At 51.3% G+C, this 25,892-nt stretch carries 20 protein-coding genes; 11 read left to right on the forward strand and 9 right to left on the reverse strand.

Annotation, left to right across the window (positions count from 1 at the left end):
- Window positions 1–37 precede the first annotated feature (37 nt).
- Entirely contained in the window at window positions 38–607 is a 570-nt protein-coding gene (locus tag ACPAOP_RS02810) for a flavodoxin family protein (protein ID WP_423681101.1), read from the reverse strand.
- Window positions 608–797: 190 nt separating this feature from the next.
- Here ACPAOP_RS02810 and ACPAOP_RS02815 point away from each other — a divergent pair, with 190 nt between their 5' ends.
- From ACPAOP_RS02815 to ACPAOP_RS02825, 3 genes are read left to right on the forward strand one after another with little or no spacing between them, the layout of a single operon-like run.
- Window positions 798–1,715, forward strand: coding sequence for a LysR family transcriptional regulator (locus ACPAOP_RS02815; RefSeq protein WP_423681102.1), 918 nt, complete (start codon window positions 798–800; stop codon window positions 1,713–1,715).
- Window positions 1,716–1,755: 40 nt separating this feature from the next.
- Window positions 1,756–2,652, forward strand: a complete 897-nt coding sequence (gene gluQRS, locus ACPAOP_RS02820; protein ID WP_423681103.1) for a tRNA glutamyl-Q(34) synthetase GluQRS — start codon at window positions 1,756–1,758, stop codon at window positions 2,650–2,652.
- Window positions 2,653–2,690: 38 nt separating this feature from the next.
- The gene (locus ACPAOP_RS02825) at window positions 2,691–3,146 is read left to right on the forward strand and encodes a hypothetical protein (protein WP_423681104.1); all 456 of its coding nucleotides are present in this window, start codon (window positions 2,691–2,693) and stop codon (window positions 3,144–3,146) included.
- 69 nt (window positions 3,147–3,215) lie between these two features.
- Here the strand turns inward: ACPAOP_RS02825 and ACPAOP_RS02830 are convergent, their stop codons facing one another.
- The 5 genes from ACPAOP_RS02830 to ACPAOP_RS02850 form a co-directional block, all read right to left on the reverse strand.
- The gene (locus ACPAOP_RS02830; protein ID WP_423709242.1) at window positions 3,216–4,646 is read right to left on the reverse strand and encodes a multicopper oxidase family protein; all 1,431 of its coding nucleotides are present in this window, start codon (window positions 4,644–4,646) and stop codon (window positions 3,216–3,218) included.
- A gap of 24 nt (window positions 4,647–4,670) precedes the next feature.
- Entirely contained in the window at window positions 4,671–6,098 is a 1,428-nt protein-coding gene (locus ACPAOP_RS02835; RefSeq protein WP_423709244.1) for a TolC family protein, read from the reverse strand.
- 114 nt (window positions 6,099–6,212) lie between these two features.
- The gene (locus tag ACPAOP_RS02840) at window positions 6,213–6,614 is read right to left on the reverse strand and encodes a hypothetical protein (RefSeq protein WP_423709245.1); all 402 of its coding nucleotides are present in this window, start codon (window positions 6,612–6,614) and stop codon (window positions 6,213–6,215) included.
- 45 nt (window positions 6,615–6,659) lie between these two features.
- Window positions 6,660–7,934: a diguanylate cyclase gene (locus ACPAOP_RS02845; RefSeq protein ID WP_423709246.1), complete on the reverse strand. Its 1,275-nt coding sequence runs from the start codon at window positions 7,932–7,934 to the stop codon at window positions 6,660–6,662.
- A complete protein-coding gene (locus ACPAOP_RS02850; protein ID WP_423709247.1) occupies window positions 7,931–9,019 on the reverse strand; it encodes an ABC transporter substrate-binding protein in 1,089 nt (362 codons plus the stop codon). Before ACPAOP_RS02850 ends, ACPAOP_RS02845 begins: the two co-directional genes overlap by 4 nt.
- Before the next feature lie 1,169 nt (window positions 9,020–10,188).
- On the opposite strand from ACPAOP_RS02850, the gene groES reads away from it, so the two are divergent.
- From groES to ACPAOP_RS02865, 3 genes are all read left to right on the forward strand, one after another.
- Entirely contained in the window at window positions 10,189–10,479 is a 291-nt protein-coding gene (groES, locus tag ACPAOP_RS02855) for a co-chaperone GroES (protein WP_423681110.1), read from the forward strand.
- Window positions 10,480–10,529: 50 nt separating this feature from the next.
- Window positions 10,530–12,179 carry a chaperonin GroEL gene (groL, locus tag ACPAOP_RS02860; protein ID WP_423709249.1) on the forward strand — a complete coding sequence of 550 codons (1,650 nt, stop codon included), beginning with the start codon at window positions 10,530–10,532 and terminating at the stop codon, window positions 12,177–12,179.
- A 413-nt stretch (window positions 12,180–12,592) separates the two neighbouring features.
- Window positions 12,593–14,575: an OPT family oligopeptide transporter gene (locus tag ACPAOP_RS02865; protein WP_423681112.1), complete on the forward strand. Its 1,983-nt coding sequence runs from the start codon at window positions 12,593–12,595 to the stop codon at window positions 14,573–14,575.
- Between the two features lie 63 nt (window positions 14,576–14,638).
- Here ACPAOP_RS02865 and ACPAOP_RS02870 read toward each other — a convergent pair whose 3' ends face one another.
- The 3 genes from ACPAOP_RS02870 to ACPAOP_RS02880 form a co-directional block, all read right to left on the reverse strand.
- The gene (locus ACPAOP_RS02870) at window positions 14,639–15,352 is read right to left on the reverse strand and encodes a tRNA-uridine aminocarboxypropyltransferase (protein ID WP_423709251.1); all 714 of its coding nucleotides are present in this window, start codon (window positions 15,350–15,352) and stop codon (window positions 14,639–14,641) included.
- Window positions 15,353–15,411: 59 nt separating this feature from the next.
- Window positions 15,412–16,305, reverse strand: coding sequence for a TIGR01777 family oxidoreductase (locus ACPAOP_RS02875; RefSeq protein WP_423709253.1), 894 nt, complete (start codon window positions 16,303–16,305; stop codon window positions 15,412–15,414).
- Window positions 16,306–16,451: 146 nt separating this feature from the next.
- A complete protein-coding gene (locus ACPAOP_RS02880) occupies window positions 16,452–18,524 on the reverse strand; it encodes a TonB family protein (RefSeq protein WP_423709254.1) in 2,073 nt (690 codons plus the stop codon).
- 244 nt (window positions 18,525–18,768) lie between these two features.
- Between ACPAOP_RS02880 and ACPAOP_RS02885 the strand changes: the two genes are divergently transcribed.
- From ACPAOP_RS02885 to ACPAOP_RS02905, 5 genes are all read left to right on the forward strand, one after another.
- Window positions 18,769–19,728, forward strand: coding sequence for a 4-hydroxyproline epimerase (locus ACPAOP_RS02885; RefSeq protein ID WP_423681117.1), 960 nt, complete (start codon window positions 18,769–18,771; stop codon window positions 19,726–19,728).
- A 132-nt stretch (window positions 19,729–19,860) separates the two neighbouring features.
- On the forward strand, window positions 19,861–20,427 hold the full coding sequence (locus tag ACPAOP_RS02890) for a response regulator (protein ID WP_423709256.1): 567 nt from the start codon (window positions 19,861–19,863) through the stop codon (window positions 20,425–20,427).
- Between the two features lie 132 nt (window positions 20,428–20,559).
- The gene (locus ACPAOP_RS02895) at window positions 20,560–23,313 is read left to right on the forward strand and encodes an MASE3 domain-containing protein (RefSeq protein WP_423709257.1); all 2,754 of its coding nucleotides are present in this window, start codon (window positions 20,560–20,562) and stop codon (window positions 23,311–23,313) included.
- Between the two features lie 272 nt (window positions 23,314–23,585).
- On the forward strand, window positions 23,586–24,086 hold the full coding sequence (locus tag ACPAOP_RS02900) for a chemotaxis protein CheW (RefSeq protein ID WP_423709259.1): 501 nt from the start codon (window positions 23,586–23,588) through the stop codon (window positions 24,084–24,086).
- A 71-nt stretch (window positions 24,087–24,157) separates the two neighbouring features.
- Window positions 24,158–25,810, forward strand: a complete 1,653-nt coding sequence (locus ACPAOP_RS02905) for a methyl-accepting chemotaxis protein (RefSeq protein WP_423709260.1) — start codon at window positions 24,158–24,160, stop codon at window positions 25,808–25,810.
- The last annotated feature ends 82 nt before the right edge of the window (window positions 25,811–25,892 follow it).

Below are 25,892 nucleotides of genomic sequence, written 5' to 3' on the forward strand. Positions count from 1 at the left end.
CGGACTTTTTTCATTTGTCGTCAGAAAATTGACGGTATTAACTTAATTTTTTCGCCACTTCGGCAATGCGCTGACCAAACAGTTTCGCGGTTTCCAGATCGCCAGGCAACGGGCCTTCTTCCGGAGACGAGTCTGATGGGGATTGCGTCATCAGACCGCTGAAGCTACCGACATAATTAATATCATTACGTTGTGCCGCTTTACTATTCGATGGCATCAGACCTGTGCCAACCCAGATCATCGAATGTTGTTGTGAGAACGTAAACAAATATTGCAAGGTGCTGTGTTTGTCACCGTTCATCGTCGCTGAATTTGTGAAGCCTGCCGCAATCTTGTTCTTCCATTGCTGGTGATACCACGGTTTCGATGAGGCATCGGCAAACTTTTTAAATTGCCATGACACCGTGCCCATGTATGTCGGCGAGCCAAACACAATCGCGTCTGCGGCAGCCAGACTTGCCCATTGCGCCTCGGTGATGTTGCCTTCCGCATCAATCAGTATCAATTCTGCTGCTGCACCGTTAGCAACAACACCTGCCTGCACCGCCTCAGCTGCTTTAGTGGTGTGTCCGTAACCTGAGTGATAAACAATCGCTACTTTTGTCATGTCATCTTCCTTTGATTTAAATAAAATTGATCTTTGTTATCCGCAACGGCTGTCGTCAGCAGATACAAAGCACGAATAAAATCACAAGCTTTGTTCAAAATAATTGATGCCGTACTCCCAATATACATAAGCAAGGATGGCAAGATAAGGGTAAAATTTTCGATATCTCATTCAAATTAATTGAATAAATATGAATCTGACTCTGGAAGCCCTGCAAATCCTCGATGCGATCGACCGCAAAGGCAGTTTTGCGGCAGCGGCGGCAGCTCTGGATAAAGTTCCCTCGGCAATCACTTACAGCATTCGTAAGCTCGAGGAGGATCTGGATGTGCTGTTGTATGACAGACGCGGTCACCGGGCCAAACTGACCAACGCCGGCGAGGAGTTGTTAACGCAGGGCAGACATTTACTGTATGCAGCGCAGGATCTTGAAAATCGTGTTAAACGTGCAGCAAGTGGCTGGGAAGCCGACTTTCATATTGTGATCGATGGCATTATCCGCTTCGAAGATCTGATCCCTTTAATTAAAGAATTTGAACAGCAAGGTGGCGGCACCCGCATCCGCATTTCGCAGGAAATTTTGTCGGGGGTCTGGGAAAGTCTGATTTCCGGTCGCGCCGATCTGGCCATCGGTGCCGCTTATGATGGCCCTGACGCGATACGCATGCATGGAGAATTTCAGACCCGTTCACTGGGAAACATCGACTGGGTGTTTGCCGTTGCTCCCGACCACCCGTTAGCCTGTGCCGCAGAGCCGCTCAGCCACGCTGTGATATTACAACACCGTGCCGTTGCTGTCGGCGATACCAGCCTTACATTACCTTCAATCACTGCCGGTTTGCTGATCGGACAGGAAACGCTGACCGTACCATCAATACAAGCGAAACTATCTGCGCAACTGGCCGGGCTGGGCTGCGGACATTTACCCAGAAGAATTGCACAACCATATTTGCAGTCAGGCTTGCTGATAGAAAAAAAGACCAGCGCCAATCGCCTGCTGGGTAATAACCGCATCGTCTGGCGCAGCACGAACAAAGGCAAAGCACTGCAATGGTTTTTACAAAAACTGAATGATCCGATAGTACAGAAAATGTTAATGGGTAACTGACGTTACGCTGAGCCATACTACAAAATGAATTAGACTGGATATGTCTGCTACGACTGATTACATAGGGCGTTTTGCGCCCTCTCCGACTGGCCCGCTGCACATGGGCTCGCTGGTTGCCGCCATGGCGAGTTACCTCGACGCCAAAGCGCACCAGGGCACATGGTTGCTGCGTATAGAAGATCTGGATTTCGACAGAAATGTGGCAGGAGCTGATCAGCAGATTCTGCGCTCACTGCAACGTTGCGGTATGCAATGGGATGGCGAAGTCGTCTGGCAAAGCCAGCGCCAGCATTTGTATGAGGCGGCGTTAAGGCAACTGGGCGACAAAGTTTATCCCTGTGCCTGCTCGCGCAAAGAAATCGCTGATTCACGCCTTCGTCTCGGCGATACCGCCAGTCAGATTTATCCGGGCACCTGCCGACACGGCATCCCCGCTGGAAAATCGGCCCGCGCATGGCGTCTGCGTGTGCCTGAGCCGGGCCAAGACATCATCTGCTTTGAAGACCGTTTGTGTGGTTCGCAAAGTCAGCATCTGGCAACGGAAGTGGGCGACTTCGTTCTAAAACGCGCCGATGGTTTCTGGGCGTATCAGCTCGCCGTAGTTGTTGATGATGCGGCACAAGGGATCAACCATATTGTACGCGGTGCCGATCTGATCGACTCCACCGCACGTCAGATTTACCTGCAAGGCTTGCTGGGATTGCCGACTCCCAGCTATCTGCATGTTCCCGTCGTTACCAACGCGAACGGCGAAAAATTGTCAAAACAAACCGGCGCACTGCCATTTGACAGCGGCAATAATGATTTATTACATGAAGCATTGCTGCCCGCCGCCCGATTTCTGGGTTTACAACTCCGCCCGGTGGTATCGGATCTGCATGAATTCTGGCAACAGGCCATCAGGCTTTGGGCAAAAAAATTGCATATTGGTTTGTAGTTCAACACGATTTAGACTCTTATTTAACATTAATCACCATGCCCACACTCAGTACAATGCAACGCAGTCTGATCGCCATCGTTCTGCTCATCATCGCTCTTGTTTTCAGCATTCCATGGGGCTTATATTATCTTGGACTGAAAGATGTCGGTGGCAGACCGGACTTACCCGCGCGTATGATCTCAAGCGACATGCAGCAAAAAATCTGGGCAGAGTCTGGGTATGAGGGGCAACCTGAATCAGTCGCCTTAAATCCGGTATCGTATATTTTGTCTGCCTCTGGTCAGGATGCACCACCGCCGGTAACTTTGTTTGCATGGCGCGTCGCTTCCTCGTATCAGCGTCAGCATCATGCACACGACGGTGTCATGTGGCAGCAGCTATCCGGCGGTGCGCTGACGATATGGCTGAGCAGACACTGGACGATAGAGCAGTTACTCTCCAAGGTGGCAGAACTCGAAGAAAAAAAACGTCAGACCAGCAAAGCGGACTGACGTTTTTGGAATCGCACTAACCTTGTTCTGCGTGAACAAAACACGAATTCACAACCAATTTTTCACATATCAGTGCCCTTCGTGCCCCTTGGGTTTCACGACCTGCACCTCGATTTCTTTTTCCGCAGATGCTGGCGCGTGATGATGGTGCATACCGGCATGATCAGCAGCGGGAGGTCTGGCTGGTTCACCTAATCCTGCGGTATCCCCCTGATATTCATACGCCGCAGTTCCTTTCGGATGTGCATACCAACCCGGATCTTTGTAATCACCTGGCTTCTGATCCTTGCGTACTTTCAGAACGCTGAACATGCCGCCCATTTCTACTCCGCCAAATGGTCCCTCGCCTGTCATCATCGGCAAAGTATTTTCCGGTAAAGGCATTTCCATCATGCCCATATCTGCCATACCTTTATCACCCATCGTCATGTAAGCGGGAATCAAGCGACTGATTTTATCGGCGACATCTTTATGATCAACACCGATCATGCTCGGCACGCTATGTCCCATCGCATTCATGGTGTGATGGCTTTTATGGCAGTGTAATGCCCAGTCGCCCTCTTCATCCGCAATGAATTCGATCTGGCGCATTTGCCCGACACCGATATCGGTCGTCACTTCCGGCCAGCGTGCAGTTTTGGGAATCGGGCCGCCATCGGTACCGGTCACCATAAATTCATGGCCATGAATGTGTATCGGATGATTCGTCATCGTCAGATTACCGACACGGATTCTGACTCTGTCATTCTTACGGACGTTCAGGGTATCGATGCCGGGAAAGACACGACTATTCCACGACCACAAATTAAATTCCGTCATGGTCATGATATTAGGCCGGGAAGCCCCCGGTTCGACGTCATAGGCATTGAGCAAAAAGACGAAATCCCTGTCCACCTCGGCGATCAACGGATGTTTATTTTTGGGATGTGTGATCCACGACCCCATCATACCCATGGCCATCTGCGTCATTTCATCCGCATGCGGGTGATACATGAATGTGCCGGCACGACGGGCGACAAATTCATACACAAAGGTTTTACCTGGTTGAATCGCGGGCTGCGTCAAGCCGCTGACACCATCCATGCCATTCGGTACACGCTGTCCGTGCCAATGCACACTGGTGTGTTCCGGCAAGCGGTTGGTGACAAAAATACGGACATGATCGCCTTCCACCACCTCTATCGTAGGGCCCGGGCTCTGACCGTTATACCCCCACAAATGTGCTTTCATTCCAGGTGCCATTTCCCGCACGACAGGCTCTGCGACCAGATGAAATTCCTTCACCCCATTTTTCATCCGCCACGGCAGCGTCCAGCCATTCAAGGTAACGACAGGATTGTATGGGCGGCCATTCGCAGGCACTAAAGGCGGCATGGTATCCGGGCTGGTTTGGCTCGCAATTTCCGGTAATGCAGCTAATGCGACCTTGCTTACCGCGCTGGCGGCCAGCGCACCGCCGGCGATACCGGCAACTTTGAAAAAGTTTCTTCTTGAGTTCATTGTTATTCCTTCTCTGTCCCTTGATCAGTGTGTGCTGGCTGATTCATTGATAGTGCCGGCAGCAGTCACGCTGAAACGTTCCGGACGGCCTATCATGGATGCCTGCAAAGTCACGTCTGCGAGCCAGAATTGCTGTTCTGCGTTAATCGCTGCAATCACGCTGCTGATCTGCTCCCGGCTATCAGCCAACAAATCAAAAACACTGATGAACATGCCGTTGTAACGGAGCTGATTTTCCTGAGAAATACGTTTGCGCAAAGGCAGAATTTCATGTTGATAGTGATAGGCAATATCGTAACTGGTGCGATATGCCGAATAACTTTCACGCAACTCGGATGCGGCATTGCGCAGTGTATTTTCCAGGCGATAACTGGCGGCCAGCGTCGTGGCATTCATCGCATCACGGCGCAATTGTCCGCTGTCGAACACAGGCAGACGCACACCGATTTCCACGCCTCGTTTTACATCACTGGTTTTGCCGGCATTATCAAAAATAGTATTGCGCTTCACCGAGAGTTCGATATCCGTCATGCTGGTCGCCAGCGTCAAACCTTGCTGCTTTGCAGCGGTATCCAGTAAGGCTTGCGCCATACGGACATCGATGCGACTTTCATTCGCGACTGCCGTCACTTTCTCTGCCGGATACGCTGCCGCAGGCAAATCAGGCAGACGCTCGGGCAAACGCAAATGTACCTGCTGATCGCTTGTCAGCCCCAGCAAGCGCACCAATCCCTCGCGAGCCGCAGTATTGCTATGGCGCGCAGCCGCCAGTTGCGCAACGGCATCTGCATAGAAAGCGCGCTGTCTGGCGGCTTGCAACTGATTGAAATTACCTGCGCTGCGCATACGTTGCGCCAGCTCTGCACTGGCTTCAGCCGCTTCGCTGACTTGCGTTGCATAATTTAATATCTGCTGTGCGGCGACTGCCTTTACCCACGCGGCCCGCACCTGCGTGATGCGGTCAATCAGCTCATTACTGAATTGCCATTGCGCTGCCTCCAGTTTGCTTTGGGCGATCGCATTTCTGCGCGGTAAAGTCAGCACATCCAGCAAGCCAACACTGATGGTGCGTGCGATCTCAAGCTCATCGGCAAAACGGCTGCGCTCAAAACTGAACAGCGGATTGGCAATACGCCCTTGTTGCGCTGCATTCGCTCCGTATGCCCAGTATTGTGCGAGCATGGCCTGAAATGCCGGACTATTCGTCAGCGCGATCTGCACAGCATCGTTTTGTGAAACGGGTTCCTGCAGCAAGCGATCAGCAATCGCCTGCAGTTCTGTTCTTTGTTCCTGCGTGAAGGCCGGTTTCAGCGATGCCTGCGTGAACGCAGAAAACTGCTGATTGATACCGGCAACCGATTTTTCCGGTTCAAAACCGGTACAGCCTGCCAGCAACATGGCTGACGCCAATGGAAGTAAAACACCAAAAGAAATAGGTAAAAGTGGCGACATGTCGTCCTCGTCAAAATCCGATCTGACCTGATCATCTCAGGTATGGTTGAACTCAGCGCAGCCATCGCTGAAGTTACTCAGCGGCGCAGCAAGCGACCGCGCGGCATACGCAATTTAAACTGAGAATTTTTTTGGAGGACGTTCCAGCGCGCGCGCAGGCGCCGAAGAGAAAGCGTGAAAATCCATCGGATACACCGTGACAGTCGCAGGTAAAAACCACTGAGCTGGCTGCTGCAACAACAAGGCGATGAGGATGCAGCAAGGCGATGCACCTTTGCAATGATTCTGCAGATCCGGCTTAACCACGTGCGCATCCCGAGCAGAGACTTGCTTGTCTTGCTGCATGGTGTCGCAATGTTCATGCGCACTGACGGTATCGTTGGTATCCGTACCCGACGCTACCTGCGGTATGTTGTCATGCACAAATGCCCACCAGCCAGTGCTTGCAAAGCCTTGCAGAGGCAGCAACACCAGCATCAGACAGATCAGCAGAAAACGCGGGGAATACGATTGCATGAACCGGAACTTACCATAATTCAGCCAGTGCGGCCATCGCCGGCATCAAAGCGTGTCCACTTCCTGGCTGGTACTGCCACTTGCCGGTTGAATCTGATTGCGCCCCAGTGATTTCGATAAATACAAACACTGATCCGCCCGCTGGACCAGCGTCTCTATCGTGTCGTCAGCGACGCGTTCCGCAACACCGAAACTGGCAGTCACATTCAGACGCTGTCCATCGGGCAGTGTCACTTTCAGATCCCGCTCAACGTTGACCCGCATCCGCTCCGCCGCTTCAATCGCAGCCGGGAGCGGCGTTTCCGGTAAAACGATCAGAAATTCTTCACCACCGTAACGTACCAGCCAGTCGATTTCTGCTCTTAATTCCCGCTGCAAAGACTCGACAAAAGCGATCAGCACGTCGTCGCCCACACCATGACCGTGCTGATCATTCACCGACTTAAAATAATCAATATCGCAAAACACCACGGACAAATCGCGCTCGTAGCGTATCGCCCTGTGCATTTCACCGGGCATGCGTTCATGGAAAAACAAACGGTTATAACAACCCGTGAGGACATCGGTGATCGACAGTTTCTTTAAGCGGTCCATTGCCTGTTGCAATTGCACTGTGCGTTCGGAAACCAGCGCATCCTGATGCTCGATGTGCTTTTGCAATCTGTCCTGCATCGTGCGGAAACCGTCAACCACCAGATCAATCTCGTTATAAACATGACGCGGACCAAGATCCAGTTCAAGGCGGGTCGCAATTTTATTGGCCTGCAGATTATTGACAAAATCGGCCAGTTGCCGCATCGGACGCTCAAGATCGCGTCGCAATATCGTATACACAGCGGCAAAAATAAAGACTGAGAGCAGTATCACTTCCGTCAGAACGATCAGAAAACTGCGCATCAACTCCTGGCGCAGCACGCTGCGGTCAACCATCAGCTCCATGGTCCCGACGCGGCTGCCCTTGCCGTCGGGTGCCGGAATGTCAAACGTCAGATGCTCATCAGCACGCGCATTGCCGCCGTTGCCACCGACGAATTGCTGGCCGGTGCTGGCTTTGATGACAACATAAGCAATATTCGTGTTTTTCGTCAGCAGAGAAATCTGTTTTTGTATGGCCTCCAATTCGATATCCCAGATCGCGAGCGACAACATAGGCAGATGCGTATTGGCCACATCTCTGATGGTCATATCAAAGTTACGCTCGATCGCCCGGTAGTTCAGATAAGCCTGCAGGCTGCTGAAAAGCACAATACACAGAATGACCCATTTAAAGACTCGTCTCAGCAACAAGCTGGCAATGGGTTGTGACAATCGGGGTTTCATCGACGTTTTTCGACCTGCGTTAAGATCTGATGGAAATTAAATTCATATTTACGTAACTTCGGATTCAGTACTTTACTGAATTTTCGAAAATCCACCTGATCGAAATTCAGCTGACCAAAGTGACGCTGGAATCTGCGTGCATCATCCTTACTGAAAAGAATAAACATCGAGCGGTCCAGCTCCAGACCTTCCTCTTTGAAATCTTTACCATGATGATAGTCATACAGCATCACCAGACCAAATGCACCGGCAATGAAATGCCCGCCAGCCAGCGCAGTCAGGCTACCGGATTCCAGCGCAGCCAGTGCCTCGGATGACGTATTGACGCCGCTGAAACAAGCGTCTTTTCCCGGTTCACCACCTTGTTTTTTCCAGCTGTCCATCGCACCGAATGCCATCAGATCATTACCGGCCCAGATCAGCCTCGCCTGCGGGTGGCGCTTGAACAGCCATTCGCTTTGCTCCTGCGCTTTGGCGCGACTCCATTCGGCATACACTTCCTGATCAATGACAACATCTTTCGCTTCCGCCACCGCGCGGCGCATGCCCTCGTTACGCTTCAGCGAAGCGGGTGTGGAACGGTCGCCAGCAATCGCTAACATGTGTAAACGCCCGTCTGCTGCCTTCATGTGATGTTGTAAGCCGTGCTGAATCAGTGCCTGTGCTGTCAGGTAACCGGCATCTTCGGCGCGTGGTTCCAGAGACCCCAGCCATCCTTTGAAATGCTGGCGCGGCTCGGTGGCGAGCAGACGCTCACTTTGTTCACGCAAACCACTGAAGGCCAGAAATGTCTTGATGTTTGCCGCATCCAGGATGCGAATGACTTCAAATCCCACCGCATGATCATTCGACAGTATCACATAGTCCGGCCGGTCTTTCGGCGCGCGGGCAGCCAGTTGTTTTGCCTGTGTCAGCGTATTCAGGTGATTGCGGTTGGCATATAACACCTCCAGTCTGACATTCAGATCTTTCGCGGCTGCCGCCATGCTATTGCTGGACGTCAGCCAGTAGACCTCATCCGGCTTTCCGGGGTTCAGAAACACCACCGACATTGCCATTGCTGCGCCAGGCAAGACCAACGTCACAGTGAGTCCGACTGCCATTAAATACCGAAGCCACCGCATAAAACCCACCTATACGAATGCAGGTATGCATACTCTGCATTGATGAATACACATCAGCGATTACTGACGCTGAACAGACAACACCTTCAGCACGCGAAGCACCACCCTCCGATGCCCCATCATCCGCCGCATGTTAAGCCAGCGCTGCGATGCACGTCCCTCAGAACAAACAGCATGCTGTGCGATACAAAAGCCCGACATTATCAGACTTCTTGCGCATAATTGCAGCAGATTATTTCTGTCTCAGACAGAGCTCGCCCTGCAGCAAAAGAAAGCACGCTGCAAACGAGCAAAAGCCAGACCCATCCTCGATCAAAATGTAGAAAAATGATAAACATGCGGACAGCATGTCAGCTTCAGGCAGCGTCAGCTCAACGGACATGCGGAGACGGGAAAGTCATGCGTTTCATTACCGCACCAGCCGCACACAACAAGTCTCAGTCCGTCAACATACCGTCAGGATTCAGCGAAATTCACATACTCCCCCATATTTTTAGAAAAACACCGTCAATCCCTGCGAAAACACTGAGCTTGTAAACATACACCGGGGAGTATATTTTCCGGGTATTCAGGACATAAAACGAGCTGAGACTTCATGTATCACAGCCCGCACTACATCACGCTGAAAAAGCACGGTCATCGGATTATTTTCAAGAAGGCAATGGACGTCTGTCACAAGCTGGCAGCAAGTGTTTCATCTCGCCTCAGCTTACTTAAAAAATATCGGCACCGGCGTCGCTGATTGTTCACATATTCCCGACAGGCAATACTAAGCCTCTGATTTTTAAAATAAAAATGCTTTTTTAAGGTTCTTTCTTGAAAAACACCCGACTCATCCATACAATTAGCACTCCACACAAGAGAGTGCTAACAATGTTAAAATCGACTGGTTTCAGCATTGCAGGCATCCCGGCCACTGATGGCGTGCTGGCTCTTGTGCAGCACATGTATGTGCGAAGTAAGGGCTTGAAAGTGGCGAACACTGACACCATCTACTGCGCACATTTTTGTTTGTTTGCTGATGGGACTTGTACATAACCAGGTCATGCTTCAATGCAAATCAGTCTGTGTTTGTGATAAGCCCGTTTTACTTCGGTAGTTTTACTTTCGTCATTATTTTAGGAGTTAATATGAATCTTCGTCCCCTGCACGATCGCATTATCGTCAAACGTCTGGATCAAGAAACAAAAACTGCATCCGGCATCGTTCTGCCAGACGCAGCAGCTGAGAAACCAGACCAAGGTGAAGTATTAGCCGTTGGCGCTGGCAAGCAGTTGGATAACGGTTCGGTACGCGCACTGGAAGTGAAAGTCGGCGACCGCGTTTTGTTCGGTAAATACTCTGGTCAGGCTGTTAAAGTTGACGGCAACGAAGTGCTGGTCATGCGTGAAGAAGACATCTTCGCGATCGTACAGAAGTAATTCCTTCCCCGTAGCACTATAGAAATCCACAAGATTCTGGAGAAAATAACATGGCAGCTAAACAAGTAATTTTTGGCGATGACGCACGTGCGAAAATCGTTAATGGCGTAAATATTCTGGCAAATGCAGTAAAAGTCACTCTGGGCCCTAAAGGCCGTAACGTTGTTCTGGAACGCTCTTTCGGCGCGCCTACAGTAACTAAAGACGGCGTTTCTGTTGCGAAAGAAATCGAACTGAAAGACAAACTGGAAAACATGGGCGCGCAGCTCGTGAAAGAAGTTGCTTCCAAAACGTCTGACAACGCTGGTGACGGTACAACAACAGCAACCGTATTGGCTCAAGCGATCGTTCGCGAAGGCTTCAAATATGTTGCAGCTGGCTACAACCCAACTGATCTGAAACGCGGTATCGATAAAGCAGTGACTGCGCTGGTTGCTGAAGTCAAAACTCTGTCCCGCCCAACGACAACCAACAAAGAAATCGCTCAGGTTGGTTCTATCTCTGCGAACTCTGATGCAGACATCGGCGACATCATTGCTAACGCAATGGACAAAGTCGGTAAAGAAGGCGTGATCACTGTTGAGGATGGCAAATCCCTCAACAACGAACTCGATATCGTTGAAGGTATGCAGTTTGACCGTGGCTACCTGTCACCTTACTTCATCAACAACCCAGAAAAACAATCCGTTGTTCTGGAAAATCCATTCATCCTGCTGTTCGATAAAAAAATCTCGAACATCCGCGATCTGCTGCCAGTACTGGAGCAAGTTGCTAAGTCCGGCCGTCCACTGCTGATCATCGCTGAAGACGTCGATGGCGAAGCACTGGCAACTCTGGTGGTGAACAACATCCGTGGCATCCTGAAAACAGCGGCTGTTAAAGCACCTGGCTTCGGTGATCGTCGTAAAGCGATGCTGGAAGATATCGCGATTCTGACTGGCGGTAACGTGATCGCTGAAGAAGTTGGTCTGACACTGGAAAAAGCAACTCTGACAGATCTGGGTCAGGCGAAACGCGTAGAAATCGGTAAAGAAAACACCACCGTGATCGACGGCGCTGGTCAGGCTATCAATATCGAAGCACGCGTTAAACAAATCCGCGCACAAATCGAAGAAGCCACTTCTGACTACGACCGTGAAAAACTGCAAGAGCGCGTTGCTAAACTGGCAGGCGGCGTTGCAGTGATCAAAGTTGGTGCTGCAACTGAAGTTGAAATGAAAGAGAAAAAAGCGCGCGTTGAAGATGCTCTGCATGCAACCCGTGCTGCGGTTGAAGAAGGTGTTGTTCCTGGCGGTGGCGTTGCTCTGTTGCGCGCTCGTGCAGCGGCAGGCGTGATCAAAGGTGATAACCATGATCAGGACGCAGGTATCAAGCTGGTATTGAAAGCGATCGAAGCACCATTGCGTGAAATCGTGGCAAATGCCGGTGGCGAACCATCTGTTGTGGTCAACGCGATCATCAATGGCTCTGGCAACTACGGTTTCAATGCGGCTAATGACACCTACGGTGACATGATCGAAATGGGTATTCTGGATCCAGCAAAAGTAACACGCTCCGCATTGCAAAATGCAGCGTCTGTTGCTGGCCTGATCCTGACTACCGATGCTCTGGTTGCTGAACTGGCAGAAGACAAGCCAGCTGCTGGTATGGGCGACATGGGCGGTATGGGCGGCATGGGCGGTATGGGCGGCATGATGTAATACTGCTTGCTGCTCAGTTTGAGCTGCACACTGAAAAGCCCTGCAAGCATTTTGCAGGGCTTTTTTACATTTCAGCGCTGTCTTTTCCGCAGCTTCCTCACCATGCGTAACGCAAGCGGAAGCTGAATTATGTTATTGATTTCTTCCCGCTCCCCTCTTCATCAGCCCTGTTCTGTCATGGTTTACGTCCTGCTCTGACGCCTGCGTGGCACAGTGCTGTAACTGCACCGCCAAAGAACAGAGATATTTATCATCACATATCTTGACAGCAGGATTGATGACTCAGATACTGCGAAATCTGAAAAATTATTTTCATTATTTCGACATCAGCGCCGATTAATCCGGCAGATACTGCCGCCTCTGATTTGTACGCTGATGTGCTTAGTATCCAATTTCCTCATCCCGGAGACACAATGGCGTTGCAGCAATTATCTGAAGAGCAGATACGCACCTGGACCCGCGCTCAGAAAGACGAGTGGTGGTTCAACAATATTTATCGCGGTGATATGCCGCAGCTGACGGTCCGTTCAGCACTGACAGGCTTTTTATTGGGTGGCATTCTGGCGGCAACAGCGCTGTATATCGCAGCGAAATCCGGTGTGAATATCGGCGTCGGTCTGACGTCCGTGATTCTGGCCTTTGCGCTGTTCCGGATTCTGTCCAAAACCGGTTTCGCCAGAGACTTTACCGTTCTCGAAAATAACTGTGCGCAATCAATCGCTACTGCCGCCGGTTATATGACCATGCCTATGGTGGCACCGATTACTGCGTACATGCTGGTGACAGGGAAAATTATTCCGTGGTGGCACATGATGATCTGGATGGTGGTCTGTTCGGTACTGGGTGTACTCGTCGCTTTTCCATTGAAACGCCGCTTCATTAACGAAGATCAGTTGCCGTTCCCGGAAGGCCGTGCCTGCGGCGTGGTGCTCGACACTTTATATTCCGGCGACGGTAAAGAAGGCATGCGTCAAGCAAAACTGCTGGGACTGACAACATTGTTTGCCGGTGCATATCAGTTCCTTATCAGCGATGGCTGGATGCGACTGCTGCAATTCAAGCTGCTGCAAATGGACAAATGGGCGGGCATGAAAGAAGCCTGGCATTTGCAGGAAAGGTTTGACGAATACTATTACATGGCGGCGGTGAAATTTGATTTGTGGATACCCAAAATTCTGGGCATCGATTTCCGCACCCTGGGCCTGCGCTTTACCGTCGATGCGGCCATGTTCGGCGTCGGTGGTCTGATGGGGATACGCGTCGCTAGCAGTCTGTTATTCGGCAGCCTGCTGAATTTTGCGGTACTCGGTCCTCTGATGATACGTCAGGGCGATATCGTTGAACGCATTGCTCCGAGTGGTAAAGTGGTCCCGATTTCACGCGTTGAAATTCTGAATCAGTGGGGCTTGTGGTGGGCGGTATCGATCATGGTCGTCGGCTCTATCGTCACGCTGGCAGCCAAACCGGAAATTTTCACCAGCTTATTCAAATCTTTCGGTCAGAAGAAAGTGCCAGGCAACAACAATGACTTACTGAAGAATATCGAATTGCCGCTGATGATTTCCTACATCGGTATTCCGGCTTTCAGTCTGCTCGGCGCATGGCTGAATTTCAGCTTTTTCGGCGTGCCTATGGTACTGACATTTGCAGCCTTGCCATTGGTTCTGCTGCTGTCGGTCATTTGTGCAAACTCGATGGCACTGACTTCCTGGACACCCACCGGCGCACTGTCAAAAATCACCCAGATCACGATGGGAACGATAGATCGCGTCAACCCTGCCAGCAACATGATCCCGGCAGGCATGACAGCCGAAGTGGCATCGAATGCATCTAACTTATTATCCGACATCACACCGGGTTACATGCTGGGCGCGAAACCACGTCAGCAGGCGATTGGCCACATCATCGGTATTATTTCAGGTGCGCTCGCTTGCGTACCGATTTACTACCTGCTGTTCCTGCCTGCCGACGCGCAGGGAGTGCGCGATACGGCAAGCATCGTCAGCGATCAGTTTTCTCATCCGTCCGCGATGCAGTGGAAAGGTATGGCAGAACTGATCGCCAAAGGCGTCAGCAGCCTGCCAGGCTCAGCAATTATGGCGATGGTCATCGCGGCGATTGCGGCGTTAGTAATCGAAGGTGCTAAGATCTTTACCAAGGGCAAAGTGCCGGTATCCGCAGTCGCTATCGGTCTTGGCGTTGTCTTACCGCCGGACGCATGCCTGGCAATGTGGATAGGTGCAGCCGTATTCTGGTGGATGGGTCGCAAGCATCCGGAAAAAGGCACGACTGGTCATCAATTCTGGGTTGAAGGTTGCGAGCCTATCTGTGCCGGTTTAATTTCAGGTGCTGCTCTGATGGGCATAGGCAATGCGCTCATCAATGTGCTGATGTAACCTGTCACGCCATCACAGTCTGTCGGTACAGACATCGAAGCCCCGCACGATGCGGGGCTTTTTTTACCTGAGGTTTGCCGGAATACTGCCGAGTTGCTGATCAACGAAAGCATCAAATGCCTGCAGTAAACATTGATATTTGTGTTCATCGTTCTCCAACCGCATCAGCGCATACGCACACGCTTCCAAACTCGATAATTGATCCGGCTTATGGGCTTTTCGTATCCGGTAATGCGATGCCGGCATCTGCTCCAGACTCAGACGTGGCAAAGCTTGCAGCAAAGGATTCAGATACAGCATTTTGCGACTTTTACGCCAGGTTGCATCGATAATCACCAGTCGCAGTCCTTGTATTTGCTGACTCGCCTGATATTTTTCTGCCACAGGCAAGGCCAGATCTGCGGCTTCGATGAGAGACGTATCAGGATAGAGCAACACAGGCCGAATTTGCGCCACAGGCCGCGTATCATTTGAGACATCCATCGCCGCATCTGCAGCTACATCGGCAAGCCCATCAGCCGGTGCATACAAGGCCTGCAGCAAAGTTTCGGCAGTAAAAACCTCGCCCGTCAGAACACGTGAATGCTGCAGACATAAATCCAGCAGACGTACGCTGCCTTTCGCATTCTTCGCTTCCAGCGGATGCTGCAGTATCAATACCTCCACCTCGTTGTTAACAGGCACGATACAGTTGCAGATACACGCAGATGGCGGGCGCAGGCAGCGCTGACAAATCGCACGTTTACCAGAAGTAAGAAAAATCCCAGAAAAACTCATACGATAAGACAGTTCATGTGTATGCCGCACAAGCTGAGCTGAGTGTGGCGGAATACCGCTCAAAGCAAATCATGCAGTGCTTCCGCCAGATACGGATACTGAAATTCATACCCCAGCTCCGCAACGTGCATCGGTTGTACACGTTGCCCCCCGGTCAGCAATTCTGCCATCTCGCCCATCGCCAGTTTCAACAGAAACGCAGGAGCAACGAACAACGCGGGGCGATGTAAGGCGGCAGCCAGAGTGCGGGTGAATTCACGGTTAGTCACAGGATGCGGGGCGACCATATTGTATGACCCGGCTGCATTTTTATCATCCAACAAATAGCGCACGATCGCCACATAATCCTGCACATGAATCCAGCTCATCCACTGTTTGCCATCACCAATCTGCGCCCCAAGAGCGAGGCTGAATGGCAGGCGCATTTTTTTCAGTATGCCGCCGGCAGCATCCAGCACCAGTCCGGTACGTAAGATGCAGAGACGTATTCCCATCTCCGTGGCTCTGGCTGCAGCAGCCTCCCAGTCGGCGCAAAGGTGCGCGCCAAAATCCTTACCCACAGCGGCCTCTTCGCTGAACCACTGATCGCCGCCACTGCCATAAATACCCACTGCCGAGCCGCTTAAAAACACTTCCGGTTTAAAGTTAGCGGCAAAAATTTTTTGTATGAGTCTTTCAGTCAGGGCAATCCTGCTGTCACGTAATACTCTTCGCCGTGCAGAAGTCCAGCGTTTATCGACTATCGGCTCCCCGGCCAGATTAATCACCGCATCAAACTCGGTATCCACATGATACTCATCCAGCGATTGCATCGCGTTAACCGCATTGCCGCACAAAAATTTCACCGTTTCCGGATGACGGCTGAAAACGGTCAGCACATGCCCATGTTCAAGTAAGGACGAGCATAAGCGACGGCCTATCAATCCGGTACCACCTGTGATCAGAATACGCATATCTGCCTCGTAAATTTTTAATTAAGTTCTGTCTTCTGTCGCCACTTTCACATTCCTGCTTTGCGGTCTGATGAGCAGCGAAAAAGCCGCAGCCAGCAGGTATGCCAACAATGCAAAAAATACTTCAGTATCATCTGAAGTGATGATCAGCGTAACTCCTCGAGCAGGCGCAGGCCATCATCAAAATTCCAGACGCGACGCACTTCTATCACATCATATTGTGCGGCGATATTCGGCGGGAATGCCGCATATCTGGCGTTGATACGAACAATATTGCGCACTGCCTGATCCAGATCAGCACGTCCGCTCGAGCGGTGTATCGTGACTTCTTCAACACTGCCGTCGCTGCGGATCGCCACCGTGACGACAGGATCACCGCGCGCTTTATCACGCGAGGTCTGGGAAAAATTCAGATTCCCGTTTCTCTCAATTTTCTGCTTCCAGCTATCGACATACATGCGTAGTTGTATATCTTTTTCCGCGCTGCCTAACACACTGCGGCGGCGCGGCCGCTCTTCGGTATCAGCACGCGGCAATGGCGGCGCACCGCGCAGCAGGTCCAGGCCCCGCGCCTGTTCGCGTGAGCGGTTCGCCAGATCGCTGCTGAGTAAGCTTCGGGGCAAAACGAAAGACGCCGTCGTGTCACCGCTTCCCGTTGCATTGCCTGCAGCTGATCCTGCTACCGTATTTGGATTGCTGGCGACAGCCGCTTTGCCGGCAGAACTGCCGCCGCCCACCTTACCTGCAATGGCTGTCAACTCGATAGCCTTGGCTGTCTTATCTGCGCCTGCCGCGAGTGCTGCCAGCTCACGTTCGCGTTGCTGCACCTGCGCAGCCTGTTGACGGGAATCTTCGGCACGCTGTTTTTCAAGCCGTTCCTGCAGCGTTTTTTGTTGCGCCTCTTGTGCTTGTTGCAGTGCCTGTTGTTGTATTTTTTGCTGCGCCTGTTGCTCCGCCATTTTTTCGATTTTCTGGCGTTCCTGTAATGCCTCGTTTCTGGCCTGAGCGATCTGCATTTCCATCTGTTGACGACGTAAGGCTTCCTCCTGCTGACGTTTTAATTCTTCTTCGCGTTCTTCTGCCTGCTGGCGGGCGGCTAGTATGGCAGCCTGACGTTCTTTGCGTTGTTGCTCGCGTGCGGCAATCTCCAGTTGCATCTGCTGCCTCAGGCTGTCGTCAACCAGTTTCAGATTGTCGCTTCGTTGCAGCGCCATCGCAGCCAGCGCGCTGGCATTCGCTTTACCTGCCTCCTGCAAAATACGCTGCTGTTGCTGCCCGGCCTCCTGTTGCTGTTTCAGTGCCAGCGCCGCGTCCGCCTCGGCACGTGCTGCCTCCGCGACCTGCTGGCGGCTCGCCTCTTCCATCTGCTTCATGCTTTGTTGTGCTGATGCCGGCAAAGGAATTGTCTCTTGCAATAATTCTCTGGTCGCCTGCAGAATTTTTTCTTGATGCCGTTCGCGCTGCTGTACATCGCGCTCATAGCGGCTGACCACGACGGGCGGCGACTCAGACAAATCCTCACCGGATTGGCTGACAGGATCTGGAAACGGTTTCGGTTCTTCACGCTGTACGGGTTCTTTTTTGCTTTCTTCCGGATCGCGTACCGCGACGCTGAACGTCTCGTTTCTGACACTATTCTGGGTAATGATATCAGGCACATCAAGTGCAACAACACGAGGGGGGCGCGGCATCTGTGCCGGAATCCGGGTCACCGACTTTTTCACTTTCGCCGCTTTGCTTGATATTTTTTTTTCCGGCACAGGTACGCTTACAGCGGGAACCGATGGTGCCAGTAATTGTATGCCCTGCGTCACCCCTGATTTGCGTGTCGGAGTGATCGCCCCGACAGCAGAAGCCTGTGGCGACGCGGTCAGCGGTGGCATCTGCGATGGTGCGCTGCTGAGTGTTTGAGTTGCGCCGTTTGCAGCAGCAACAGGATCGGTATGGCTGATATCAGAGGCTACCGGTGCTGGGATAGAGGCGACAACAGAGGCAGCAGAGGCCGGAGCGGCATCGGCAATTTGTACACTGACCGGCGCTGTTTCTGCGCGGCGTTTATCCCAGGGGACTTCCAGTCCAGGCAAACCGACACCCGGTAAGCCGAACTGCAAAGACAGAATAAAAGCATGTACCAGTAAAGAAATTAATAAGCCGCCCGTCAGGCGTTTTTTAATCTCATCAGGCAATGGATGTTCAGTTTTGACTGGAAACAGATTCATGCAGCAGCGATTGGCGTATTCGGCTAAATTTCAGGTTAATCAAGAACCGGGCATTGGCGATGATGTCTTACACTGTTGTCTTCGCCAGAGCTCATTATCGCATGCTCTGCAACTCATATTGCGGCAGATTCCACAGCGCAGATGAGCAGTGGCTCCCGGTAAAAGTCAGCTGGCGGAATGAACAAAACCCCGAAGGCTTTATACTATGGCGCCATCACTGCTCTCCAAGCGCGGAAAGAACGACATGTTAAAAAAAATCTCTATCATAGACTCTCATACCGGCGGTGAGCCGACCCGCATCATCGTTGGCGGCGGTCCGGAATTAGGAAACGGTACGCTGGCCGAACGTCTGCAAATTTTTCGCGATAAATTTGACCACTATCGCAGTGCAACGGTGTGTGAACCACGTGGCTCGGATGTCATCGTCGGCGGACTTGCCTGCACACCGGCAGATCCAACCTGTATTGCCGGGATCATCTTTTTTAATAACGTCGGCTATCTCGGCATGTGCGGTCACGGCATGATAGGTTTTGTGGCAACGCTGGCTTATCAGGGCAGGATCAGCGCCGGACAGCATCGCATAGAAACACCGGTCGGCGTCGTGAATGTGGAATTGCATGATGATCACAGTGTGACCGTACACAATGTTCCCGCTTATCGTTACCGGACTGCCGTCAGTGTGGAAGTGCCCGGCATAGGCGAGGTCTGCGGCGATATTGCCTGGGGCGGCAACTGGTTTTTCCTGATGAATCAGCACGGGCAAGAATTGCGTCTGTCGAACGTCGAGCACCTGACGGATTATGCATGGCGCGTAAGACAAGCATTGGAAGCCAGCCAGATTACTGGCGAGAACAACGCGCTGATTGATCATATTGAATTGTTCGGCGCCGCGACCAAAGCGAATAATCACAGCCAGAACTTTGTGCTCTGCCCCGGCAAAGCCTATGATCGTTCGCCTTGCGGCACCGGCACCAGCGCCAAGCTGGCTTGCCTTGCGGCAGACAATAAACTCGCTCCGGGTCAGCTATGGCGCCAGGAAAGTATTATCGGCAGTGTCTTCGAGGCATCGTATCAGTTGCCAGCCTCGCCTGAGAGTCAGGCAAGCGGACAGATATTGCCGAGCTTACGTGGAATGGCCTTTGTCAACATGGAGGCAGATATACTGCTGAATGAGGAAGATCCGTTTGTCTGGGGCATACGCTGAACCGGATAGCGGGTGCGGACGCACCTCCGGATAATGTAACAAATAGATATAAGCAACATTATTTTTATTTCCCAAAATCAATAAAGTGACATAATTAGAAAAATCAGCAAAATTATCGAATTAATCGTTTTTATGACCGAAGATTACAAAAAGAAACCTTATCTGACACCAAATGAAGTAGCGCAATGGATGATGGTGTCGCCAATTACCGTAAGGAGTTGGGCGCAAAGAGGTTTATTGCAGGCAAAAGTCACGCCTGGCGGACATCGTCGGTTTCGTCTGGAAGAAGTTGAGCGTTTCGCCCGCCAGTGGAATCCCGCCGGTAATAAAGGGCCAAAGAGAATTCTGATTGTCGATGACAATAAGGCTTTCGCCGGATTCCTGATGGAATTACTGGGTGAAGGCGAACATCCTATGATAGTCGAAGCCGCCTATGATGGTTTCGATGCCGGACGCAAAGTACACACTTTCTCGCCGGATATTATCCTGCTCGACCTGATGATGCCGGGGATCAAAGGGACGGAGGTCTGCCGTCAGATCAAAGAAATACCGGGACAAGCCAATGTCAGGATTATCGCCATGAGCGGTTACCTGAGCCGGGAAAACGAAGCAGAACTCCTGGCAGCGGGTGTCGAATGTTGCTTTTCCAAGCCAATTGATACAGCTCGCTTGTTCCAGGTCATCAGTCTGGACATCTGAGCATGTCAGAATACGTCTGTCGCCCCTAAATCATCTCCGTCCAGCAGGTCTGACTGGCTCTCACCATTCACAGCGCCTTATCTGACGATGACGACAATTTGTTACCACGATGAAGGCTGAATAAACGACGTCATGCTCATCCACAGGACAAACGTAAAACATCGCTTGCCACGCCAGCAAATATATCTGGTCGGCGCTTTTGTCGCCTTGTTTTTACTGGCGATGATGCTGCCTCTGACAGAGTTTTACCTTCCGCACCACTATTTCCTGCCGCTGCATACCTTCCTGGAATTTGCTGCCATCCTGTTCGCATTTCTGGTTTTTGCATCAGTCTGGCATACGCCGGAAAAGGAAGTTTCCACGTCATCGCTACTGATCGCGGTTACTTTATTGGCTACCGGCTGGCTCGATTTTGCCCACGTCATGTCGTATAAAGGCATGCCGGATCTGATCACTCCATCCTCACCACAAAAAGCGATTGCTTTCTGGCTGTTCGCGCGCATCCTGTTTGCCGGTGTGATTTTATTTGTCAGTTTTTTCCCTCATCTGCATCTTCCCGGACGCCGCTTCCGGTATATGTTGCTGGCCATTTTCAGCGCGATTAATCTGGCCGTCTTGTGGCTGGTTTTTTTTCAGGAATCCAGCCTGATCGTAACTTACGACGAAAGCACGGGATTAAGTCAGTTCAAAATCATCACTGAGTGGGTAGTTACCGCCATGCTGGCGGTCGCGGCCTTCCGTTACTATCGTCTCGCATGCGCATCCGGCCACGAATTTTCAACGCTGATGTTCTCCGCGATTGCCATCTCTGCTATGAGTGAGTTTTTTTTTGCTGACTACGCGATCGTCAGCGACACCTCCAACTTAACTGGTCATTTTTACAAAGTTGTCAGTTATGCGCTGATTTACCGTGCGATGTTTGTAGTAATTGTGCGTAAGCCATACCAGACACTCGCCCGGCATGCGGCAACCGTGCAAAAAATTAATGAGACCCTGCGTTCGCAGGCGATGGCGCTGGAGTCATCAGCAACACCGATTTTCCTGACCGATGAAAACGGCATACTGCGCTGGCGCAACCCGGCATCACGCGCCATTCTGCCTCCCGATGCGTCCGAAGTCGCCGGTAAGGCATGCCTGTTTGCAGCGCCGATCACTCCCAATCCCAAAGTCGCTGCAGAATTAAAGAAAACAGTCGAGGCCGGGCATATCTGGCGGGGCGCCATCACCATCAGCAGAAGTGATAAAGAAACTTTCATCATCAACCGTACTGTTACCCCGCTGCTGAATGACAACGGCATCATTGAGGGTTATGTTTCAGTCGGTGAAAACATCACAGAAAGCACCAAAGCCTTATTACGGCATAAACGTGTGCTCGATACCGCGATTGATGGTTTTCTGATCCTCGATGATCAGGGCAAGCTGCTCGAAGTCAATGACGCCTACGTGAAAATGTCAGGCTATGCGATGGAACAATTACTGACAATGCATATCACTCAGCTCAAAGTGATGCAGGATGCGGAGAATATTGAGGATCACCTGCAAATCATCAGGGCACAAGGTCACGATCAGTTTGAAACGCATCATCGACATCAGGATGGTCACATCTTCAGCGTTGAAATTTCCGCGACTTACGATCCTGAGTCCAGGCATTTCTTCGTCTTCATACGCGACATTTCTGAACGAGAAAAGGCGGAGAATGACAAGCAGGAGCTGGAACGGCAGTTACAACAGTCACAAAAGATGCAGGCACTGGGGCAGCTGACCGGCGGCATTGCACATGATTTCAATAACATTCTGGCTGCTATCCTCGGCTATTCCAATCTGGCGCTGGAGCGCTTCGTCCCTGATCAGCAAAGCAAACTGGCGGTCTATCTGAAAGAAATCATCACGGCCAGCGAACGTGCACGCGATCTGATCGCAAAAATGCTGACCTTCACCCGTACGCAGGCCAGCAGCAGCGTGAATCTGATATCTCCCGCCGCGGTCATACAGGAAGTTGTGGCGATGATGTTACCGTCACTGCCTTCCAGCATACAGTTACAGAGTCATATCGAAGATGATCTGTGCATCCGTATGGACGCAGGAGAATTAAGCCAGATCCTGCTGAATCTCGTCATCAATGCGCGCGATGCGATTGACACTCACGGTGTGATCGATATTCATCTGCACCAGACCGATTTGGATGGAGCAATCTGCGCCATCAGTCAGCAACGGTTGTCCGGGACTTATCTGGCAATTGATGTCTCTGATAATGGTGCAGGTATCTCACCGGAACACATGTCACGCTTGTTCGATCCTTTTTTTACGACCAAGGAAGTGGGCAAAGGCACAGGTCTGGGTTTATCTATGGTGCAGGGCATACTGCGACGCTCGGGTGCCCATATTCTTGTGGAATCGCGTCCTCATCTGGGAAGTCGCTTCCGGCTTTTGTTTTCTATCGTCGCTGATTCTGATTGTCAGGAGCCATCTGCAAAACTTGTCAGTACCGAAGGCGCCAGTGGCAATGGACAATGCATCTGGGTCGTCGATGACGAACCGGCGGTCGGCAGATTTCTGCAGGAGCTGCTGGAAGGTGCCGGTTATCAGGTCGAATTATTTACGGATCCGTACAAGGTGATGAATGCACTCGCCAACGACGATATCGCTATCGATTTACTGATCACGGATCAGACGATGCCGGGCATCACTGGTCTGACGCTGACCCGCTACCTGCACAGCATGCAGGCAGATTTACCGGTGATTCTGTGCACCGGTTACAGCGATGGTCTGAACCGGGAAGAAGCCCTGCGTAAAGGAATAAGTCATTACTTCACCAAGCCGGTTCCCGCGGCGGACTTAATGAAAACAATTGCCGATATTTTCGCGCACAATCACAAGAAACATTGATGTAAAGCAATGCACACTTTGCAATCCTCTGTCCACCTGCAAACAACAAATCGATAAATTCGATTGACTCGATATAATTAATCAGATTAACATTTCCACCTGGAAATAATTTCCGCGCTCTCATCACTTTGATGGTGCGATTCTGATCCGATATTTTCTCAACAGGTCTGTCAGCGAAACGCCTCTTTGTCTCAGGTGAGTAACCTGCTTTTGCCGCGAGAACGCTGATCAGATAAAAAAGAAATCCCTTTCAATGAATGCGAAGGATAGTGATGCAACTGACAGACAATAACAATGCCACCCCGAATCCCGTCGCCGGGCTGAGTTCACTGGAGTTTCTGGCATTCACACTGGGCAAAGAAGAATACGGTATTAACATTCAGCGGGTGCAGGAAATTCGCGGTTACGAAGCAGTGACGCGGATTGCCAATGCGCCGGATTTCATCAAAGGCGTCATCAATCTGCGCGGAGTGATCGTCCCCATCGTCGATATGCGTATTAAATTTAATCTGGACAATCCGGCGTATGACGAATTCACCGTTGTGATTATTCTGCATGTCTGCAATCGCATGATAGGCATGGTCATCGATAGTGTTTCCGACGTCATCAACCTGCAGCAGGAACAAGTCAAGCCAGCACCTGATATCGGCTCACTCAATAGCAGCCATTTAATAGGCGTCGGCACATTAGATGACCGCATGCTGATTCTGATCGACATAGACAAACTCATTTCCAGCAGTGATATGGGTTTGATAGAACAACTGTCTGAATAATCTCATTCATCTCAATCGTTGGATGAATACAGACAGCTCCGTTTCAACTCACTCACCTGAAGAGAATACAAATGAATATGAATATGAAAGTCGGCACAAGATTAGGCATAGGTTTTGGTGTCGTCGTCATGCTGTTGATCGGCATGACCTTGTTTGGCATCAACCGCATGAGTTCTCTCAATGACGGCACCAGTCTGCTGGTTAATGACCGTTACCCAAAAGTGGTGCTCGCCAATGAAATACTTGATGGAATTAATTTCAATGCACTTGCAATGCGGAATTTACTGATCACAGAAGACCCGGAGAAAATTAAAGCAGCACTCAACGAAATAAAATCCAATGTCACACGTGTTGGTGAAAAAATTGCCCAACTGGACAAAACGATTTCGACGGAAAAGGGCAAGCAGGTTTTCAATGATGTAAAAGAGGCGCGCAGTAAATACGTTGTTACGCAAAATGAGTACCTGAAGTTGATTGACGAAGGTAAAAAACAGGAAGCCGGCGAATATCTGTTGTCGTCTGTCGTACAAGCTCAGACCGGCTATTTCTCTCAAGTACAAAACCTGATTGCCCTGATTGGCACCATCATGGTTAAAAGCGGTGAGGATGCTGAACAAAATTATCAGAGCAGCAGAAATATGCTGTCAGGAATTGCGATCATTGCGATTCTGCTGGCCTGCGGTTTCGCTTACTGGACAACACGCAGCATTACCCGGCCATTGAATCAGGCTGTACAGATTGCCCGCACGATTGCCGATGGTGACCTGACCAGCAACATTCAAGTCGAATCCAGCGACGAAACAGGGCAGTTACTGCAGGCGCTGAAAGACATGAATAACAGCCTGGTCAGAATCGTGGCACAGGTCAGAACAGGAACCGACACCATCGCATCCGCTTCAACCCAGATCGCGGCAGGAAATCTGGATCTGTCTTCACGCACTGAAGAACAGGCAAGCTCGCTGGAAGAAACCGCCGCATCGATGGAAGAACTGACCAGCACCGTCAAACAGAATGCCGACAATGCACGTCAGGCAAATCAACTCGCAGCAGAAGCGTCTGATGTGGCAATCAAAGGCGGCGAGGTGGTCTCTGAAGTGGTCAGCACGATGTCATCTATCAATAATTCGTCGAAAAAGATCGTTGATATTATCAGCGTCATTGACGGCATCGCATTCCAGACGAATATTCTTGCGCTAAATGCCGCTGTCGAAGCAGCACGTGCCGGCGAACAAGGCCGCGGCTTCGCTGTCGTTGCCAGCGAAGTGCGCAATCTGGCGCAGCGCAGTGCTGCCGCCGCGAAAGAGATTACCGTGCTGATCGGTGACTCTGTCGATCAGGTGGCAGCAGGTACGCTGCTGGTCAATAAAGCCGGCACGACGATGAGCGAAGTCGTCAACAGTGTTCGCCGTGTCACCGACATCATGGCGGAAATCACGGCAGCGAGCCATGAACAGAGCACAGGAATCGAACAGGTTAATCAGGCAATCGCGCAGATGGATGAAGTGACGCAACAAAATGCCGCGCTGGTTGAAGAGGCAGCGGCAGCAGCGGCCAGCCTCGAAGACCAGGCCGCTAATCTGTCGGAATTGGTCGATGTATTCCGCATAGACAGTACACAAATCGTGGCAACACCTGCCACTCACACTGCGTCGAACATACAAAAAGCCAGTGCAGCAATCCGCCCTGCCGCGCAGAACACCGTAAAACGCCTGACAAACACCTAAGAAACTCCTGCGCTGTCCGTCTGCGACAACAAGGACTTCATCAATGGTGAGCAACAGTAGCAAGACGCCGGGGCAGTATCAC

Source organism: Undibacterium sp. WLX3042 (assembly GCF_049544825.1).
In the GTDB taxonomy this organism is placed as follows: Bacteria; Pseudomonadota; Gammaproteobacteria; order Burkholderiales; family Burkholderiaceae_D; genus Undibacterium.